Here is a 17362-nt window from a genome sequence, read left to right on the forward strand (position 1 = left end):
GGACGTCAGTCGGTGCCGGTCGGGTCGGTGACGCGCAGCGCGGACTTCGACGGGTTCAGCGGGACGATCGGGTTGTCGATCTCGCCCAGACGCTGGATCAGGCGGTCCCACTGATCGGGCTTGAGGACCGCGGACAGCTGCTCGGACGCCTCGGCGTTCTCGCCGTACTGCGGCTTGAAGCCGACGTGGATGTGATCGTCGTGATCGCCCATCGCCAGCGTGTTGTCCGCGCCCTTGAACTTCATCAGCGAGATGATCTGGTCGGGCTTCATGTTGCCCTGCAGCGTGAGCAGCGACTGGATGACCTGCTCGGTGATCGAGCCCTTGCCCTGCGTGGAGGGCGAGATGATCTCGCCGTTGACGGCCGCGATGTCCACCGCGCTGCCGACCGAGTGCTGGGAGACGTTGCCCGACGCGGTCAGGTAGGAGTGGCCGCACTGCAGGGACGAGATCGTCGGGTTGAAGCCGTTGGCGACCAGGAACTCGAGCATCGCGAGCACGCGGCGGTCGATCTGGCCGGCCTGGATGTCCTGCCGGCCGCAGCCGTAGATCTCGATGCGCGGGTTGTTCAGGACGCGCTGGATCAGCGTGTCCTTGTCCATCAGCAGGATCTGGCCGACGGTCGCGGCGGCGTCGGCGGCGACGAACGGGTTCGCGCCCTGCGCGCGGTAGATCGCGGTCGACTCGAGCAGCTTCCAACCGTCGAGGATCGGCTTCGGGTCGATGCGCGGGGCGCCGGAGCCGGCGGGGCGGACCTCGAAGCGCACGTGCGGGTGCTTCTTCGAGGACGCGGTGCCGATGCGGCCGAGCACCGTGCCGGCCGGGACCTGCGAGCCCTCGCGCAGCTTCTTGATGACGATCTGGTCGCGCGCGAGGCCGAGCGCCAGGCCGGGGGTGAGCGCGCCGTCGACGCGGCCCGTGCGCAGGAACTCCTGCTGGGCGCCGCCGGCGGCGGCCGCGTTGGCGCGCTTCGGGTTCGCGAACAGGCGCTGCTTGACCGGCACGCCGGCCGCGGCCGCGGCCGCGGTCGTCGCCGGCGTGGCGTCCGGCGTCGCCTCGACCGTGGTCGACTTGGGCGCGGGACGGTCGGTGCTGGACGCGGCGCGCGTCGGCTTCTTGTCCTTGGGCGCCTCGGCGACCATGCGCTTGACCTCGGCCGGGTCGACCTTCTGCGGCTTGGGCGCGGCGTACTGCTGCGAGATCTTCGCGAGGCGGCCGTAGGTGTACGTGTTGCCGTACGCGTCCTGCACGCGGATGAAGCGGCCGAGGCGCTCGCTGACGCCGATCTTGGTCACCTTCACGTCGCTGACCGCGATCACGGGCGCACCCGCGTCCGCGTAGACCGACACGCCGGTGCGGTTGGCGTCGCCCTCGACCGTCAGGTTCTTGGCCTTCTTACGCTTGCCGCTCAGGTCGCGCGTGGACACCTCGTCGGCGTAGGTGGCCTTGGCGGCGACCGGGAAGCGGCCCTCGGTGAGGCCGGTCAGCGACGACACCAGGCTCGTCGGCATGCCGCCGATCACCTGGGCGCGCATGATCACCGAGTCCACGTACCAGTCGGCGTGGTTGTAGGCCCAGATCGCGGCGCGCAGGTCCTTGTCGGCACCGGCGGCCTTCAGGTAGCGCGCAGCGGAGAAGATCGCGTCGACCGGGTTGTACGGGTCGGCGAGGCCGTCCTTGTTGCCGTCCACGCCGTAGGCCTTCCACGTCGCGGGCATGAACTGCATCCAGCCCTGCGCGCCGGCGCTCGAGGTGACGTTGTTGAGCCGGCCGTAGTTGGTCTCGATCTCGTTGATCGCGGCCAGGATCTCCCAGCGGATGCCGTACTCGGTGCCCGCCGCCTGGTAGATCGGCAACAGGAACGGCGGGATCTTGAACCGGTCGATGAAGAAGTTCGGGACGCCGGCCTTCGCGGGGCCGGGCTCGGCCAGCGAGAACGTCGGATCGTCCTGCGAGGGCGGGTCGACCTGCGAGTCCGGGACGGGTGTCGGCGTGGGGGTCGGCGTCGCGACCTTGCCCGTCAGCGACTCGGTGTTGGCGTCGCCCGAGGCCTTGTTGGCGTTCTCCTGCTCCTCGGCGGCCTGCTGCGTGTCCTCGGTGACCGGGTCCTCGGCGGGCTTGTCCTTGGAGTCCTTCTTGGACTCGGTCTTGCCCTTCTTGGAGCCCGGCGTGGCGCTCGGGGTCGGGGTGGGCGTCGCGGTCGCCGTCGGCTGGACGGTCGGGGACGCCGTGGCGGTCGGCGTCGGCGTGCTGTCGGTCGACCCGAGATCCACGATCGAGGCGATCGGGGCCGGCAGGCCCGGGATCTGCAGCTGGTCGAGCGGCGTGCCCGGCGGGATGTCCACCGTGATCGTGAGCTGCTGACCGTTCGTCAGGGTCACGCGCACGTAGTGCGTCTGGGCGTTCGCGTTCGTCACGAAGATGCCCGCATAGAAAGCGGACGCGGCGAGCGCGATGGCGATCGGTCGGCGTGAGGTCATGAACCGGCTTCGGGAGGTTGGCCCTCCCGAGTTGTTGGGCAAGCTAGCGACAGCATCAGTGTGACTGCAACACTTGTGAACGTCACATCGTGACGGCTCTGACGTTCACGCGCCGCAGTTGAATTTGGTCTTTCGTACAGCTCAACCTGCAGTCGAGGTCGAGCTACCTCGTTCCTCGGCGCCTAAGCTACCGTCCGCTACATACAGGTTCGATAAGGAGTTGTGTACGCGATGGCAGACGATGAGGGCGCCGGCCTCCGCGACCGGCTGTCCAAGCAGGGCGAGGAGGCGCTGGGCAAGCTCGCCTCCGACCTGCTCGAGAACCCGCTGATCAACTCCGCGATCGGCCGCGCGTTCACCGCGCGCGAGAAGGCGGTGCAGGCCCAGGAAGCCGCCATGGGCGCGCTCAACCTGCCGTCCGCGGCGGACATCGACCGGCTCACGCGCCGGCTGCGCACGGTCAGCAACCGGCTGGAGGGCATCGAGGAGGCGATCGATCGCCTGCAGGAAGGCGTCGACCGGCTCAGCGCCAAGTTGGGCTCCGACGCCGCGCTCGTGGACCGCCTGGCCGCGCTCGAGGGCCAGTTGGCCAAGCTCACGCACGACGTCTCGCACGTGTCAGACGCGATTGACGCGGTGCCGCCGCCCGTGCCGCGCGAGCAGGAGCGGCTGGCCGTCGACGAGACCCCGGCCCCGAGACCCGCGCGCAAGCGCGCGGCAGCGAAGAAGAAGTCCTAATAAGGTTCGCTCGTCATGGCCAAGAAGGACAAGGACAAGAAGAAGAAGAAGGACGACAAGGGCGCCGACGATCCCGTCGCTGCTCTGCGTGCCGCGGTGGAGGGCACCCTGCGCGCGTCCGCCGAAGGCGCCTCCGCCACACGCGAGCGCACGCGCGAGATCGTCGACGAGATCGCCGCGGCGGCCGGGCGCTTGCGGCACACGCTCGAGGACATGCGTGTCCTCGACGAGGTCAAGCGCCTGCGCAGCGAGGTCGAGGGCCTGGCGGCGCGTGTCGCTTCGCTCGAGCTCAAGCCGGGCGGCGCCAAGCCCGCGGCGGCCGAGCCCGCTGCGCCCGCGCCCGCGGTGAAGAAGCCGGCGGCGCGCAAGCGCTCGGCGGCCAAGAAGCCGGTCGCGAAGGCCCCGGCGGCGACGCCCACCGTCGCGGCCAAGAAGGTCGCGGCGCGCAAGCCGGGTGCGGCCAAGAAGCCGCCGGCGCCCAAGCCCGCGATCGCCAACAAGCCGGCGGCGGCGAAGAAGTCGGCCGCGAGGAAGCCGTCCGCGGTGGCGAAGAAGGCCGCGGCCAAGAACCCGGCGGCGCCGAAGCCCGCCGTGACCAAGCCGGCGGCGGAGTCCGCGAAGCCGGCGGCCGAGGCCCCGAAGCCGAAGCCGACGCCGTAGCGATGGGCGCCTCGTTCGAATCCGCGAAGGAGCTGCGTGAGGTCATCGACGCCGTCTTCTCGATGATGGACGCGGACTCGGAGATGGGGCCCAAGCTGCGTGACGCCGACACGCCACAGCGCTTCGAGTTCAGCGACTTCGACGTGGTGGTCAACATCCGCGCGGCGGGCCAGGACGAGGAGGGCAACCTCCACTGGGAGTGGTCCGACGACGTCGACTGGAAGTCCAAGGTCCAGATGACGATGTCGTCGGAGGTCGCCAACCGCTACTTCCAGGGCAAGGAGAACGTCCCGATGGCCGTCGCGCGGCGGCGGATCAAGACCGGCGGCGACATGAAGGCCGCCCTCGCGCTGATCCCGATCACGAAGCCGATCTACGAGCAGTACCGGCAGTACCTCGAGCGGGAGAAGCCGCACCTGCTCGTCTAGCTTGGGGCGCGCCATGGCGGACTCGCTGACCGACGTCGCCCGCGCGCTCTCCGTCTCGCCCGCCACCCTGCGCCGCTGGGTGGCGGAGGGGATCGTGCCGCTGCGCGACGGGCGGTGGACACCGGCGGCGCTTGCCCAGGCGCGGATCGTCGCGCGCATGCGCTCGCGCGGGCACTCGCTCGAGCAGGTGCGCACTGCGGCCAAGACCGGCCGGCTCGCCTACGGGTACCTCGAGCACCTGTTCCCGGACCGCGGCGGCGCGGCGCGGACGCTCGAGCAGGCGGTCGACGAGACCGGGATGGAGGCCGAGCTGATCCGCCGCATCTGGGCCGCGGCGGGGTTCCCGGCCGCGTCGCTGGCCGCGCTCAGCGAGGACGACGTCGAGCTGCTGCGGCGCTTCGGCGCGGTGCTGGACGCCGGGCTCCCGCTGGTCGCCTTCCTGCAGATCGTGCGCGTGTACGGGCAGGCGCTCGCCCAGATCGCCGACGCCGAGGTCAAGCTCGTGCACCTGTACGTGCACGAGCCGATGATCCGCGACGGAGCGCCCGTGCTCGACATGGCGGAGGAGCTGTCGGACCTCGCGAGCGAGCTGCTGCCGCTGGCGGGGCCGATCATGGAGTCCGTCCACACGCGGCTGCTGCACCACTTCATCGAGCAGGACGTCGTCGGGCACCTCGAGGTGGTCGCGGACGAGGCGGCGCTGGGACGCATGCGAGTGGCGATCGCGTTCGCCGACCTGGCCGGCTACACGCGGCTGACCGAGGAGGTGGGCGAGGAGGAGGCGCTGGAGGTCGTCGAGCGCTTCGTCGAGCTCGTGACCGAGACGCTCCCCGACGACGCGCGCGTGATTAAGACGATCGGCGACGAGGTGATGGTCGTCGGCACCGACCTGGGCGCGCTGGCCGACTGGGCCGTCGGGTTCCAGACGATGCAGACCGAGCGGCCGCTGCCACGGATCGGCCTGCACGCCGGGTCGGTGCTCTACCGCGACGGCGACTACTACGGGCGGGCCGTGAACCTCGCCTCCCGAGTGGCGGCGCGCGCGACCGGCGGCGAGGTCCTGGTCACGCGCGAGGTGCGCTCGGCCGCCGGGCGTCACCTGGTGTTCCAGCCGATCGGCGAGGTCAAGCTCAAGGGGTTCGACGAGGCGACCGAGCTGTTCCTGGCGGCGCAGCGATGACCGACGTCGCGGCACGGGTCGCGGCGGGCGGGTTGCTGGCCGGGCCGGTGGTGGTGCTGCTCTCGGGCGGGCGCGACTCGGTCTGCCTGCTCGACCTCGCGGTGCGGCTGGCCGGGCCGGTGGTGGCGCTGCACGTCAACTACGGGTTGAGGGAAGCGGCCGGCGCTGACGAGGCCCACTGCCGCGCGCTGTGCTCGCGCCTCGGCGTGCCGCTCGAGGTCGTGCGCGCGGGCGACCCGGAGGGCAACGTCCAGGCGTGGGCGCGCGAGGTGCGCTACGCGGCGGCCGAGCGGCTGGAGGGGGCGATCGCCGTCGGGCACACCGCGACCGACCAGGCCGAGACCGTGCTCTACCGGCTCGTCGCTTCGCCGGGCCGGCGGGCGCTGCTCGGGATGCCGGCGCGCGCGGGTCGCGTGATCCGGCCGTTGCTGGAGCTCACGCGCGCGGAGACGACCGCGTACTGCGAGGTGCGGGGGCTCCCGTGGCGCGAGGACGCGAGCAACGCGGCGTCGGCGCGCGGTCGGCTCCGCGAGGTGCTCGCGCTGCACCCGGCCGCGGAGGCGAACGTCGCGCGCACGCTCGCGCAGCTGCGCGACGAGGCGGCAGTGCTGGACGCGCTGATCGACGTGGACGCCGACCTGACGACGCTCCCGCCCGCGCTGGCGCGGCTGACGGTCCAGCGGATCGCCGAGCCCGCCCCGGTCGCCGAGCACATTGACGCGATCCTGGCGCTCGCCGCGCGAGGAGGGACGGGGCACGTCGACCTGCCCGGCGGGCTCCGCGTGACCGTGGAGTACGGCCGCGCGCGGGTCGCACGCCGCGAGGGCGCGGTGGCCCCCTCCGTGCGGCTCGGAGTGCCCGGGCGGGTGGCGTGGGGCGAGGGCGAGGTCTCCTGCGAGGTGGGCGCGTTCGCGATCGCGGACGGGACGCTCGACGCGGCGGCGCTCGCCGCCGACCTGGAGGTGCGCCCGTGGCGGCCCGGCGACCGGATGCGGCCGCTCGGCCTTGGCGGCTCCAAGTCCCTGCAGGACCTGTTCACCGATCGAAAGATCCCGCGGGAGGAGCGCCACCGGCTGCCCGTGGTGGTCTCCGACGGGGACATCGCATGGGTTCCGGGCGTCGCGACGGGTGAACGATTCCGTGCGCGCGGCGACGGGCCGCGCGTGCGACTCACGTGGTGCCTAGACTCCGCGGCCGATGAGCGAAGAGATCGGCGAGATCCTCGTCCAGGCGGACGACCTCCAGCACAAGATCAAGGAGATGGGTGAGCAGATCACCCGCGACTACGAAGGCAAGAGCCTGCTCCTCGTCGGCGTCCTCAAGGGCGCCGTGCTGTTTCTGGCCGACCTCATGCGCCACCTGGACGTGACGTGCGAGATCGACTTCATGGCGGTCTCGTCGTACGGGTCGTCGACCGAGTCCAGCGGCGTGGTCCGGATCCTCAAGGACCTCGACGCGCCGCTCGAGGGGCGTCACGTCCTGGTCGTCGAGGACATTGTGGACAGCGGTCTGACACTCCAGTACCTGCTGCGCACGCTCGAGGCGCGCGGGCCGGCGAGCCTGGAGGTGTGCGCGCTGCTGACCAAGCCGAGCCGCCGCACCGTGGACCTCCCGGTCCGTTACACCGGATTCGAGATCCCCGACAAATTCGCCATCGGCTACGGGTTGGACTATGCCGAGCGCTACCGGGGTCTGCCGTACGTGGCCACGCTGACCCTCACCGACGACTAGCTGAACGTTCGATTAGCCGCGCCATAGGAAGGCGCACCACACTGCGCCAACCCCCTTAGGACCCGCGATTCCCCTGGTAGCCTTGATTCCCTTGACTCGCCGTGCCACCCCCGCGCGCTGGATGCGCGCTCATTCATGAGTCGTTTCTTCAAGAGCGCGGCCTTCCCGATCTTGATCGTGATCGTGTTGGCCTTCTTCGCCTCCAAGCTCATCCAGAGCGGCAACGAGGCGCCCAAGACGCCGTACAGCGAGTTCATCACGCAGATCGACTCCGGCGCGATCCAGACCGTCACGCTGCGTACGAAGGACTACTCGGCGGAGGTGACCCTCAAGGGCGCCGACCCGAAGAAGTACACGACGGGCTACGTCCCCGAGAACGGCGACGAGCTGATCGCCCGGCTCTCGAGGGCGAAGGCGGACGGCAACATCGCCGACTTCGACATCAAGCCGGCCCGTTCGAACGTGCTGCTGTCGCTGCTCACGTACGTCTTCCCGATCCTCATCTTCATCGGCTTCTGGATCTTCCTGATGAACCAGGTCCAGGGCGGTGGGTCGAAGGTCATGTCGTTCGGCAAGTCGCGCGCCAAGCGCATGAGCGTGGACTCGCCGAAGATCACGTTCCGCGACGTGGCCGGTGCGGACGAGGCCGTCGAGGAGCTGCACGAGATCAAGGAGTTCCTCGAGAACCCGAAGAAGTTCCAGGCGCTCGGCGCGCGCATCCCGAAGGGCGTGCTGCTCTACGGGCCTCCGGGCACCGGCAAGACGCTGCTCGCGCGGGCCGTCGCGGGTGAGGCGGGCGTGCCGTTCTTCTCGATCTCCGGCTCGGACTTCGTCGAGATGTTCGTCGGCGTCGGCGCCAGCCGCGTCCGCGACCTCTTCGAGCAGGCCAAGCAGAACTCGCCCTGCATCATCTTCATGGACGAGATCGACGCCGTCGGCCGTCACCGCGGCGCCGGCATGGGCGGCGGCCACGACGAGCGCGAGCAGACGCTCAACCAGCTCCTGGTGGAGATGGACGGCTTCGAGGCCAAGGACAACATCATCATGATCGCGGCCACCAACCGGCCCGACATCCTTGACCCCGCGCTGCTGCGCCCCGGCCGCTTCGACCGTCAGATCACCGTGGACCGCCCGGACCGCAAGGGCCGCGCGAAGATCCTCGAGGTTCACACGCGCGGCAAGCCGCTGGCCAAGAACATCGACGTGGACACGCTCGCGGGCCAGACGCCGGGCTTCACCGGCGCCGACCTGGCGAACCTCGTCAACGAGGCCGCCCTCCTCGCCGCCCGCACGGGCAAGAAGGAGATCACGCAGACCGAGCTCGAAGAGGGCATCATGCGCGTGGTCGCCGGCCCGGAGAAGAAGACCCGGGTCATGGGCGAGAAGGAGCGCCTGGTCACCGCGTACCACGAGATGGGCCACGCGATCGTCGGCCACTTCCTCGAGCACTCCGACCCGGTCCACAAGATCTCGATCATCGGCCGCGGCCAGGCGCTGGGCTACACGATCAGCATGCCGAGCGAGGACAAGTTCCTCACGACACGCGCCGAGCTGCTGGACACGATGGCGATGACGCTCGGCGGGCGCGCCGCGGAGGAGATCATCTTCCAGGAGATCACGACCGGCGCGTCCAACGACCTCGAGAAGGTCACCGCGACGGCCAAGCAGATGGTCATGCGCTTCGGCATGAGCGAGAAGCTCGGCCCGCGCGTGTTCGGTCACGACCACGGTCAGCCGTTCCTGGGTCGCGAGTTCAACTCCGAGCCGGACTACTCGGACGAGATCGCGCGCGAGATCGACGACGAGATCCGCCGCATCGTGGAGTCCGCGCACCAGGTCGCGCGCAACATCCTCGAGCAGCATCGCGAGCACCTGGAGTCGATCTCCGAGCTGCTGCTCAAGCGCGAGACGATCGAGTCGCACGAGTTCCAGGCGCTGCTGGAAGGCGCGACCGAGCTCGAGGTCTGGGGCGAGGAGGCCGAGGAGCTTCCGGCCGGCCCGGAGCGTCCCGAGATCCCCGGCACGGTCACGCGTGACCGTGAGCAGGCCAAGCGCCCGGGGCTGCGCCCCGGCCTGGCCGGCGGCGCCGCGGAATACCGCGCGCATCCGGAGAAACCGGATCTCGCCTAGCACTGAAAGGGCCGCTGCTAGCGGCCCTTTCTTGTTCTAACCCCAGTTGCGGCCACTGAGTTCACCGCGGAAGGTGGCGATCTCGGTGACGGCGGCGCCGACGAACGCCGCGTGCGAGCGGGCGATGTCGGCTTCCAGGTCGGCCATGTAGGAAGCGATGTGCGCCACGCCGGTCTCCTCGGCGAGCGCGCGCTCGGCGCGAAGCTCGAGCAGCTGGTTGTGGAGGTCGTAAGCGGTCATCGTGGGATAGAGCATCGCGCCCGGCCCCGTGATACGGCAGGGGGCGACCCCGCGTCTTCACGCGGAGCGACCCCACTCGCCAGGTGTGGCTAGCGCTACTTGACCAGCAGCTGCTGCGCGGCGGCAGACAGCTGGAGGACGACGTCCGCGTGCTGCGCCGGCGTCGTGGCGTGGGCCTGCTGCGCCTGGGCGGACGCCATCGTCTGGCGGACCGCGTCCAGGCTGTTGGCCTGGATCATGAGAGCGGCGCTGGCTTGGATCTCCATGCCCTGAAGATCGGCGGCGGCGCTACGACGCTCGACGCGATTGGACGGATGTAGCACGCAGCGGCAGCGGCGATGAAGGCTTGATCTCGCCGAGTCGCAGCAGCGTGATCAGCCGCTGCGCGCCTGCGCGCGTGGACAGCCGGGAGAGCACGACCTGGAGCTCGGCGACGTCGCGCGCGGCGATCATCAGCAGCGCGTCCGTCTCGCCGGCCACCCCGTCCGCAGCGATGATGTTGTCGATCGCTGCCACTTCGCGGTTGAAGCGGTTCTCGGCCGCTTCGTCGTGACGGGCGAGCGTGACCATCACGTAGACCTGCAGCGTGAACCCGGCCGCGGCCGAATCCAGCCGCGCCGCGATCTTGCGGATCACGCCCGACTCCTTCAGCCGCCGCACGCGGTTGAGCGTCGCCGCGGGCGAGAGCCCGACGATGCGCGCCAGCTCCACGTTGGGCCGGTCGGCGTCCGCCTCCAGCTCCCTGAGCAGTCGGACGTCGATTTCGTCAAGTTGGACCGCCATGTCACCAAAGGATATTTCGTCTAAGCGGGTATCCAAGTGATCCACACAAGTCGCAAGCGCTTGGCGCCGATAATCGGCTTGTCATGAAGCTGGTCCGCCGTCATTCCGCGCTTTTCGCGCTCATCGCCGCCGGGCTCCTGTGGGGGCTCACCGTTCCGCTGTCCAAGCTCGCCCTCGAGTGGCTTCCGGGTGGCTGGTTGACGGTTGTGCGGTTCGCGCTGGCCGCGCCGCTGCTCGCGGTCGTCGCGCGCAAGGACCTGCGCCGGGCCGTCACGCCCCAGATCCTGTTCGCGGGCGCCGTCGGCTACGGCATCGTCATCCTGCTGCAGAACGCCGGCATCCACGCGACGAGCGTGAGCCACGCGGCGCTGATCGTCGGCGCCGTGCCGGCGCTGGTCGCGCTGATCGCGGCGGCGACCGGCAAGGGCTCGACGGGTCCGGCCGCGTGGGTGGGCTTCGCGCTCGCGCTCACGGGCGTCGGGATCGTCGCGGGAGGCGGTGGGGGCGGATCCACGCTGGGCGGGGACGCGCTCGTGTTCGCGTCCGTGACGCTCAGCGCCACCTTCGTCGTCGTCCAGCCGCGGCTGCTGCGTGGGCAGAACCCCATGGCCGTGACCGCCGTGCAGATGGTCGCGGGCGCGCTGATCGCGATCCCGAACGCGGCGCTGGAGGGCATCCCGGCCGCGCCGGCGACGCTCACGCCGGTGGTCGCGCTGGTCGCGCTCATCCTCGCGGGCACGCTGCTCCCGTTCGCCCTGTTCGCCTACGGGCAGTCGCGGGTGTCGCCGGAGCTCGCGGGCGCCTTCCTGAACCTGGAGCCGCTCGTCGGCGCCGCCGCGGGGGCGCTCGCATTCGGTGACCCGTTCGGCCCGGTGCAGCTGCTGGGCGGCGCGGTGATCATCGCGGGCATCGCGCTCAGCACCGCGCCGCCGCGGCGCACGGTCACGCCCGTCACGGACCGCCGGCACGCGGGCCGTACCCACCGGGTGCGGAGAGCCGCACCGCGGGACGCCAGGCAACACCCTCACACGGAGGGGCCCAGGAGCGGAGACTACGTATCAAGCAGCACCCCTCCTCACTCCTCACACTCATGACCCTCCTCCTCCCCCGAACCTCCCGCAGCCTGACTCCCCACACCTATGCGGTCCCCGTGGTTCGGGAACTCCCCTCCTCCTCCAACCCGGCTACCGGAACCTCCTCCTCCGTCTGGTAGCCGCTCCCCGAAACCCGCAAGACCCGCTCCGGCCACCCATTGGGTGGCCGGTAGCGTTTAAGCGCGTGGAGTTCTCGATCATGGGCGTCGTCAACGTCACGCCCGACTCGTTCTCGGACGGCGGGCAGTTCGACGACGCGGCGCAGGCGGTCGCGCACGGTCGCCGGCTCGCCGCCGAGGGGGCCACGATCCTCGACGTGGGCGGTGAGTCCACGCGGCCCGGCGCGGACCCGGTCCCCGCGGGGGAGGAGCTTGCTCGCGTGGTGCCGGTGGTGGAAGGGCTGAGCGGGGTCGCGCAGGTCTCGATCGACACGATGAAGCTGGACGTGGCGCGCGCGGCCGTGGACGCGGGCGCGAGCTACGTCAACGACGTCAGCGCGTTCCGGCACGATCCCGAGCTGGCCGGCTTCGTCGCGGACCGCGGGCTCGACTGCTGCCTGATGCACATGCTCGGCGAGCCGCGGACCATGCAGAAGAACCCGCGCTACGACGACGTCGTCTCGGAGGTCAAGGCGTTCCTGGTCGAGCGCATGGAGGCGGCGGTGGCTGCGGGCGTGCCCGAGGAGCGGATCCAGCTCGACCCCGGGATCGGCTTCGGCAAGACGCTCGAGCACAACCTGGAGCTGCTCGCGCGGCTGGACGAGCTGGCCGAGCTCGGGCGCCCGCTCGTGATCGGGACCTCGCGCAAGACGTTCATCGGGCGGCTCACCGGGCGGGACGTGACCGAGCGCGTGCACGGCACGGTCGCGACCTGCGTGATCGCGCTGGAGCGCGGCGCGCGCGTGTTCCGCGTGCACGACGTCGCGGCGGTCGCAGACGCGCTGAAGGTCGCGAGTGCTACTTTCGCCGCATGGCCGACGAGCCCGAAGACGAGTACGAAGACGACGATCTAGACGAGGACGACGACGAGGAAGGCCTCGAGGTCGGCGTCACGATCGAGATCACCGGGCTCTCGCTCTACACCCACCACGGCGTCACCGCCGAGGAGCGCAAGGTCGGCCAGCGGATCCTGCTGGACGTGCGCTTCGACGCGGGCGAGCCCGACGCGCTGATCACGGACCGCGTCGAGGACACGATCGATTACGGAGAGGTCTGCCAGGTGATCGCGCTGATCGCCCAGCAGCAGTCCTACCGGACGCTGGAGCGGCTGTGCGCGGTGATCGCCGACCGGCTCGCCTCCCAGTTCGGCGCCGAGAGCGTGACGGTGAAGGCCTCCAAGCCCGAGCCGCCGATCCCGCTGCCGGTCGAAGAGGTGTCGGTCGAAGTCTGGCGGGAAGAACGTTAGTGGTCACTAACATCTAGGGCGCATGGCCCGGATGTCAGCTGAGGAGCGGCGTGCCGAGGTTGTCGGCATCGCGTTCCGCCACTTCGCCGAGGGCGGGTACGACGGCACCTCGACCGAGGCCATCGCGCGCGAGGCCGAGGTGTCCCAGCCGTACCTGTTCCGCCTCTTCAAGACCAAGCGCGGGCTCTATGAGGCGTGCGTGGACCAGTGCTTCGCGCGGGTCGAGGGCGTGTTCACCGCCGCGGCCGCCGGCGACACGCCGGAGGAGCGGTTCGCGACGATGGGGCTCGCGTACGGTCAGGAGCTGTTACCCGACCGGCACGCCTTGCTCTTCCAGATGCGCGCCTACGCGGTCGCGGACCCGGAGATCCGCGCGTACGTACGGCGGAAGTTCGAGCACCTGCGCCAGACGGTCGCCGACCTCGCGGGCGTAGCCCCCGTCGAGACGTGGAACTTCTTCGGGGAGGGCATGCTGCTCAACGTCGTCGCGATGCTCGACTTCGAGTGGTGATCTTCCGCCGGCGCAAGCCGATCCTGCTCGGCTCGCTGATCATGGTGCTGGTCGCGGCGGTGTTCGCGCTGCCCGTCTTCGGCGAGCTCGGCAACGAGAACGACTTCGACGACCCGTCGGCGGAGGCGGTGGTCGCGCGGGACGCCGTCGTGGCGGCGACGGGGACGTACGCGGCGCCGCAGCTGGTCGCGCTGGTCCGGCTCGACGCTCCGGCCTCGAGCGCCGCGGGACAGGCGCGCATCCGCGCGGTCGCGCGGGAACTGCGGCACCCCGGCGTGGCGGCGGTCACGGCCTACGAGCCGGGCGGAGACGAACGGCTCGTCTCCCGCGACGGGCGCTCCACCTACCTGCTCGCCACCTACAAGGAGGACCCGCGCGGCGCGACGGAGGCGATCGAGGACCGGATGCGCGCGTTCCCATGGGTGACGCTCGGCGGCGGCGCGATCGCGGCGCCGCAGGTGGGCGACCAGGTGTCGGCGGACATCCTGCGCGCGGAGATCATCGCCTTCCCGCTGCTGTTCCTGCTCTCGCTGCTCGTGTTCCGGAGCGCGGTGAGCGCGCTGCTGCCGCTGGCCGTGGGTGGCGCGACGATCCTGCTCAGCTTTCTCGCGATCCGGCTGATCAACGCGCACGTGAACCCGATGTCGGTCTACGCCCTGAACCTGATCAACGGACTCGGGCTCGGGCTGGCGATCGACTACTCGCTGTTCATGGTCTCGCGCTTCCGGGAGGAGCTGGCCGCGGGCCGGTCGCGCGAGGAGGCCCTGCGCGTGACGCTGCGCACGGCGGGGCACGTCGTGTTCTTCAGCGCCGTGACCGTGGCGTGCGCGCTGGCTGCGCTGATCGTGTTCCGCCAGCGGTTCCTGTACTCGATGGGCATCGGCGGTGCGTTGTGCGCGCTGATCGCCGCGGGCGTCTCCTTGACGCTGCTGCCGGCCTTGCTGGGCGCGCTGGGCGAGCGCGTGAACGCGGGCGGGCCGCGACGCTGGAAGGACGCCATCGCGCGCGAGGCGGCCGGCGAGCGGTCGGGCTTCTGGTACCGGCACTCCCGGCGGGTGATGCGCCGGCCGGTGCCGTACTCGGTCGCCGCGGGCGTGCTGCTCGTCGCGATGGGGCTGCCGTTTCTGCGGATCGAGTTCACCGGCGTGGACGCTTCGGTGCTGCCGAAGGAGCAGAGCGCGCGGGTCGTCGACGACGCGATCAAGCAGAAGTTCCCGCCGAGCGAGACGTCGCCGGTGTACGTCGCGGTGCCGCCGGGGACGCCGGCCGCGGAGCTGCGCGCGTTCGCGGCGCGACTGCCGGCGCCGGTCGCGCCGCCGCGGGTGGGTGAGGGGCGGATCGACCTGATCGCGCCCGGTCAGCCGCTGGGGGAGGCGGCGAAGGACTTCGTGGCCGACGTGCGCGCGGTGGACGCGCCGTTCGAGTTCTGGGTGGGCGGACAGACCGCGGGGTTCGTCGACCAGCAGGCCTCCTTGCGCGACCACCTGCCGCTCGCGCTGGCGATCCTGTGCGCGACCACCCTGATCATCCTGTTCGTGATGCTGCGGTCGGTCGTGCTGCCCATCAAGGCGCTCGTGATGAACCTGCTCACGCTGAGCGCGGCGTTCGGGCTGATGGTGCTCGTCTTCCAGGACGGCCACCTCGACTGGCTGTTCCGGTTCGACTCGCAGGGGGCGATCGAGTCCAGCCAGCCCGTGCTGCTGTTCGCGGTCGCGTTCGGCTTGTCCACGGACTACGGCGTCTTCCTGCTCGGGCGCATCAAGGAGCTGCACGACTCCGGGCTCTCCAACGAGGAGGCCGTGGCGCTGGGGCTGCAGCGGACGGGGCGGATCGTCACGTTCGCCGCGGCGCTGATGGTGGTCGCGCTGGGGTGCTTCGTGACGGCGTCGGTGATCTTCATCAAGCAGCTCGGGTTCGGCGTCGCGGTCGCCGTGCTGATCGACGCGACGATCGTCCGCGCGCTGCTCGTTCCGGCGTTGATGCGCATGTTGGGCGATTGGAACTGGTGGGTTCCGCGCCGGATCGCCAGACTCTTGCCGGCGTGAACGAGATCGCGTACCTCGGACTGGGCTCCAACGTCGGCGACCGGCGGGTGAACCTGCAGGCCACCGTGGAGTGCCTGTGGGCGCACGACGTGGTGGTGCTGGCGTCCTCGTCGGTGTACGAGACCGAGCCCGTCGGCGAGGTCCTGGATCAGCGCGCGTTCTTCAACGCCGTGCTGCGCGTGGAGACCGCGCTCGGGCCGGAGCAGCTGCTGGACGCGTGCAAGGCCGTCGAGCGCGCGTTCGGCCGCACCCTGGCCGGCGAGGACGGCTACGTCAAGCACGGCCCGCGGCCGATCGACGTCGACCTGCTGCTGCTGGGTGAGCTCGAGTATTCCTCCGAGCGCCTCGTCCTGCCGCATCGCGAGGTCACTTCCCGGCGGTTCGTGCTCGTGCCGCTGCTCGAGCTCGCGCCGGGGCTGATGGTCCCGGGGCGCGGGCCCGCTGCGGACGCCTTGGCACGCATCGACGGCCAGGACGTGGTGGTCGCCGGCCCGCCGCTGGAGGTCGGGCCGTGAGGCTGCTGGTCGTCGACGTGGGGAACACGCAGACCCACCTCGGCGTCTACGACGCGGGCGAGCTCGTGCACGACTGGCGCTTCGCGACCGTCCGCACCTCCACCTCGGACGAGCTCGGCGCCGTGCTGCGCGCGCTGCTGGGCCTGCGCGGCCTGACGTTCGCGGACGTCGACGCCTCGATCGTGTCTTCCACCGTGCCGTCCCTGCGTCCCCAGTGGACCGGGATGGCCGAGCGCTACCTCGGGCACGAGATGCTGCTGGTCGGCCCGGGCCTGCGCACCGGCATGCCGATCCGCTACGACAACCCGCGCGAGATCGGGCCGGACCGGCTCGTCAACGCGGTCGCCGGCTACGAGCGCGTGGGCGGCGCGTGCGTCATCGTCGACTTCGGCACCGCCGTGACGCACGACGTCGTGAGCGCGGGCGGCGAGTACCTGGGCGGCGTGATCTTCCCGGGCGTCGAGATCTCGCTCGAAGCCTTGAGCGCGCGGGCCGCGGCGTTGCCGGCCATCGACCTGACGCCGCCGCGCGCGCTGATCGGCAAGTCCACCGTGGACGCGATCCGCGCGGGCGTCTTGTACGGGTTCGCCGGGATGGTGGACGGGATCATCTCGCGCCTGCACGACGAGCTCGGCGAGTTCCAGACGCTGGCCACCGGCGGCCTGGCGGGCGCGGTCGTCCCCCACTGCACGACGATCGACATCGCGGACGAGCTGTTGACGCTGACGGGGCTGAGGATCATTTGGGAGCGCAATTCCTAGCCTCGGTTGAGGACCTCCGCGCGGCGCTCGCGGCTGATCCGTCGTTGGCGACCGCGCGTCCGGACGGCGCGCGGACGCTCCTGCACTCACTGGTCGACTGGCCGGGGCACCGAGACCGAGCCGTGGAGCTCCTGGCGCTGCTGGTGGAGGCAGGCGCCGATGTGAACGCTCGGTTCGGTGGGCCTGAGCACGACGAGACGCCGCTGCACTGGGCCGCGAGCAACGACGACGTCTTGATGGTCGACGCCTTGTTGGACGCGGGCGCGGACATCGACGCCCGCGGCGGCGTGATCGGCGGTGGAACACCTTTGGACGACGCGTGGGCCTTTGGCCAGTGGCGCGCGGCCCGCCGCCTGGTCGAGCGAGGCGCGACTCCGTCGTTCCTGGCCGCGTGCGCGCTGGGCCTCCCGCTCGGCGAGGGCGACGCCACCCAGGGTCTGTGGGCCGCAGCCCACGGCGGCTCGCGCGAGAACGCCGAGCTGCTGCTCGCGCGGGGAGCGGACCCGCAGTGGGTCGGCTGGGACGACCTCACGCCGGAAGCGGCGGCGCGCCGGTCGGGCTTCACCGAACTGGCCGACTTCCTGCGCGAACCGACCAAGACCGACCACGCCTAGTCCCGGGCGCAAAGGGGGTGGTCGACGAAAGTATCGCTATGCGCGAGT

The 17362-nt window shown here is 70.8% G+C and carries 19 protein-coding genes; 15 read left to right on the forward strand and 4 right to left on the reverse strand.

What is annotated here, in order from left to right:
* Positions 1 to 5: 5 nt before the first annotated feature.
* On the reverse strand, positions 6 to 2480 hold the full coding sequence (locus OJ962_RS24070; protein WP_202955875.1) for a lytic murein transglycosylase: 2475 nt from the start codon (positions 2478 to 2480) through the stop codon (positions 6 to 8).
* Between the two features lie 231 nt (positions 2481 to 2711).
* Between OJ962_RS24070 and OJ962_RS24075 the strand changes: the two genes are divergently transcribed.
* The 7 genes from OJ962_RS24075 to ftsH all read left to right on the forward strand — a co-directional run bounded on the left by OJ962_RS24075 (position 2712) and on the right by ftsH (position 9347).
* Positions 2712 to 3218: a hypothetical protein gene (locus tag OJ962_RS24075; RefSeq protein ID WP_202955876.1), complete on the forward strand. Its 507-nt coding sequence runs from the start codon at positions 2712 to 2714 to the stop codon at positions 3216 to 3218.
* A 15-nt stretch (positions 3219 to 3233) separates the two neighbouring features.
* On the forward strand, positions 3234 to 3878 hold the full coding sequence (locus OJ962_RS24080) for a hypothetical protein (protein WP_202955877.1): 645 nt from the start codon (positions 3234 to 3236) through the stop codon (positions 3876 to 3878).
* Between the two features lie 2 nt (positions 3879 to 3880).
* Complete coding sequence (locus tag OJ962_RS24085; protein WP_202955878.1) at positions 3881 to 4306, forward strand: SCP2 sterol-binding domain-containing protein; 426 nt, start codon at positions 3881 to 3883, stop codon at positions 4304 to 4306.
* 13 nt (positions 4307 to 4319) lie between these two features.
* Entirely contained in the window at positions 4320 to 5486 is a 1167-nt protein-coding gene (locus OJ962_RS24090; protein ID WP_202955879.1) for an adenylate/guanylate cyclase domain-containing protein, read from the forward strand.
* On the forward strand, positions 5483 to 6754 hold the full coding sequence (gene tilS, locus OJ962_RS24095; RefSeq protein ID WP_202955880.1) for a tRNA lysidine(34) synthetase TilS: 1272 nt from the start codon (positions 5483 to 5485) through the stop codon (positions 6752 to 6754). The genes OJ962_RS24090 and tilS overlap by 4 nt, the downstream gene beginning before the upstream one ends.
* Entirely contained in the window at positions 6684 to 7217 is a 534-nt protein-coding gene (gene hpt / locus OJ962_RS24100; RefSeq protein WP_202955881.1) for a hypoxanthine phosphoribosyltransferase, read from the forward strand. The genes tilS and hpt overlap by 71 nt, the downstream gene beginning before the upstream one ends.
* Positions 7218 to 7352: 135 nt before the next feature.
* Positions 7353 to 9347, forward strand: a complete 1995-nt coding sequence (gene ftsH, locus OJ962_RS24105) for an ATP-dependent zinc metalloprotease FtsH (protein ID WP_202955882.1) — start codon at positions 7353 to 7355, stop codon at positions 9345 to 9347.
* 36 nt (positions 9348 to 9383) lie between these two features.
* Here ftsH and OJ962_RS24110 read toward each other — a convergent pair whose 3' ends face one another.
* The 3 genes from OJ962_RS24110 to OJ962_RS24120 form a co-directional block, all read right to left on the reverse strand.
* A complete protein-coding gene (locus OJ962_RS24110; RefSeq protein WP_202955883.1) occupies positions 9384 to 9587 on the reverse strand; it encodes a hypothetical protein in 204 nt (67 codons plus the stop codon).
* 95 nt (positions 9588 to 9682) lie between these two features.
* Positions 9683 to 9853, reverse strand: a complete 171-nt coding sequence (locus OJ962_RS24115) for a hypothetical protein (RefSeq protein ID WP_202955884.1) — start codon at positions 9851 to 9853, stop codon at positions 9683 to 9685.
* Positions 9854 to 9875: 22 nt separating this feature from the next.
* Complete coding sequence (locus OJ962_RS24120; RefSeq protein ID WP_202955885.1) at positions 9876 to 10370, reverse strand: Lrp/AsnC family transcriptional regulator; 495 nt, start codon at positions 10368 to 10370, stop codon at positions 9876 to 9878.
* 83 nt (positions 10371 to 10453) lie between these two features.
* On the opposite strand from OJ962_RS24120, the gene OJ962_RS24125 reads away from it, so the two are divergent.
* The 8 genes from OJ962_RS24125 (at position 10454) to OJ962_RS24160 (ending at position 17314) form a co-directional block, all read left to right on the forward strand.
* Positions 10454 to 11464, forward strand: a complete 1011-nt coding sequence (locus OJ962_RS24125) for a DMT family transporter (RefSeq protein ID WP_202955886.1) — start codon at positions 10454 to 10456, stop codon at positions 11462 to 11464.
* Between the two features lie 184 nt (positions 11465 to 11648).
* Positions 11649 to 12476, forward strand: coding sequence for a dihydropteroate synthase (gene folP / locus OJ962_RS24130; protein ID WP_270006661.1), 828 nt, complete (start codon positions 11649 to 11651; stop codon positions 12474 to 12476).
* Positions 12434 to 12868 carry a dihydroneopterin aldolase gene (gene folB, locus OJ962_RS24135; protein WP_202955887.1) on the forward strand — a complete coding sequence of 145 codons (435 nt, stop codon included), beginning with the start codon at positions 12434 to 12436 and terminating at the stop codon, positions 12866 to 12868. The genes folP and folB overlap by 43 nt, the downstream gene beginning before the upstream one ends.
* 22 nt (positions 12869 to 12890) lie before the next feature.
* Positions 12891 to 13379, forward strand: a complete 489-nt coding sequence (locus OJ962_RS24140; protein WP_202955888.1) for a TetR/AcrR family transcriptional regulator — start codon at positions 12891 to 12893, stop codon at positions 13377 to 13379.
* A complete protein-coding gene (locus OJ962_RS24145; RefSeq protein ID WP_202955889.1) occupies positions 13376 to 15424 on the forward strand; it encodes an MMPL family transporter in 2049 nt (682 codons plus the stop codon). The genes OJ962_RS24140 and OJ962_RS24145 overlap by 4 nt, the downstream gene beginning before the upstream one ends.
* Positions 15421 to 15939 carry a 2-amino-4-hydroxy-6-hydroxymethyldihydropteridine diphosphokinase gene (folK, locus tag OJ962_RS24150; RefSeq protein ID WP_202955890.1) on the forward strand — a complete coding sequence of 173 codons (519 nt, stop codon included), beginning with the start codon at positions 15421 to 15423 and terminating at the stop codon, positions 15937 to 15939. The genes OJ962_RS24145 and folK overlap by 4 nt, the downstream gene beginning before the upstream one ends.
* Positions 15936 to 16700, forward strand: coding sequence for a type III pantothenate kinase (locus tag OJ962_RS24155; protein WP_270006662.1), 765 nt, complete (start codon positions 15936 to 15938; stop codon positions 16698 to 16700). Before folK ends, OJ962_RS24155 begins: the two co-directional genes overlap by 4 nt.
* A gap of 44 nt (positions 16701 to 16744) precedes the next feature.
* Positions 16745 to 17314 (forward strand): ankyrin repeat domain-containing protein, encoded by a 570-nt coding sequence (locus OJ962_RS24160; protein ID WP_202955891.1) that lies wholly within the window; start codon positions 16745 to 16747, stop codon positions 17312 to 17314.
* Positions 17315 to 17362: the final 48 nt, after the last annotated feature.

It is taken from the genome of Solirubrobacter deserti (assembly GCF_027587175.1).
Classification (GTDB): domain Bacteria; phylum Actinomycetota; class Thermoleophilia; order Solirubrobacterales; family Solirubrobacteraceae; genus Solirubrobacter; species Solirubrobacter deserti.

Excerpts from the sequence above, each read along its gene's own strand:
- OJ962_RS24140 (WP_202955888.1), top strand. The coding sequence starts at position 12,891 with ATGGCCCGGATGTCAGCTGAGGAGCGGCGTGCCGAGGTTGTCGGCATC.
- OJ962_RS24080 (WP_202955877.1), top strand. The coding sequence starts at position 3,234 with ATGGCCAAGAAGGACAAGGACAAGAAGAAGAAGAAGGACGACAAGGGC.
- tilS (WP_202955880.1), top strand. The coding sequence starts at position 5,483 with ATGACCGACGTCGCGGCACGGGTCGCGGCGGGCGGGTTGCTGGCCGGG.
- OJ962_RS24120 (WP_202955885.1), bottom strand. The coding sequence starts at position 10,370 with ATGGCGGTCCAACTTGACGAAATCGACGTCCGACTGCTCAGGGAGCTG.
- OJ962_RS24125 (WP_202955886.1), top strand. The coding sequence starts at position 10,454 with ATGAAGCTGGTCCGCCGTCATTCCGCGCTTTTCGCGCTCATCGCCGCC.
- hpt (WP_202955881.1), top strand. The coding sequence starts at position 6,684 with ATGAGCGAAGAGATCGGCGAGATCCTCGTCCAGGCGGACGACCTCCAG.
- folB (WP_202955887.1), top strand. The coding sequence starts at position 12,434 with ATGGCCGACGAGCCCGAAGACGAGTACGAAGACGACGATCTAGACGAG.
- OJ962_RS24090 (WP_202955879.1), top strand. The coding sequence starts at position 4,320 with ATGGCGGACTCGCTGACCGACGTCGCCCGCGCGCTCTCCGTCTCGCCC.
- OJ962_RS24110 (WP_202955883.1), bottom strand. The coding sequence starts at position 9,587 with ATGACCGCTTACGACCTCCACAACCAGCTGCTCGAGCTTCGCGCCGAG.
- OJ962_RS24115 (WP_202955884.1), bottom strand. The coding sequence starts at position 9,853 with ATGGAGATCCAAGCCAGCGCCGCTCTCATGATCCAGGCCAACAGCCTG.
- ftsH (WP_202955882.1), top strand. The coding sequence starts at position 7,353 with ATGAGTCGTTTCTTCAAGAGCGCGGCCTTCCCGATCTTGATCGTGATC.
- OJ962_RS24070 (WP_202955875.1), bottom strand. The coding sequence starts at position 2,480 with ATGACCTCACGCCGACCGATCGCCATCGCGCTCGCCGCGTCCGCTTTC.
- OJ962_RS24085 (WP_202955878.1), top strand. The coding sequence starts at position 3,881 with ATGGGCGCCTCGTTCGAATCCGCGAAGGAGCTGCGTGAGGTCATCGAC.
- OJ962_RS24075 (WP_202955876.1), top strand. The coding sequence starts at position 2,712 with ATGGCAGACGATGAGGGCGCCGGCCTCCGCGACCGGCTGTCCAAGCAG.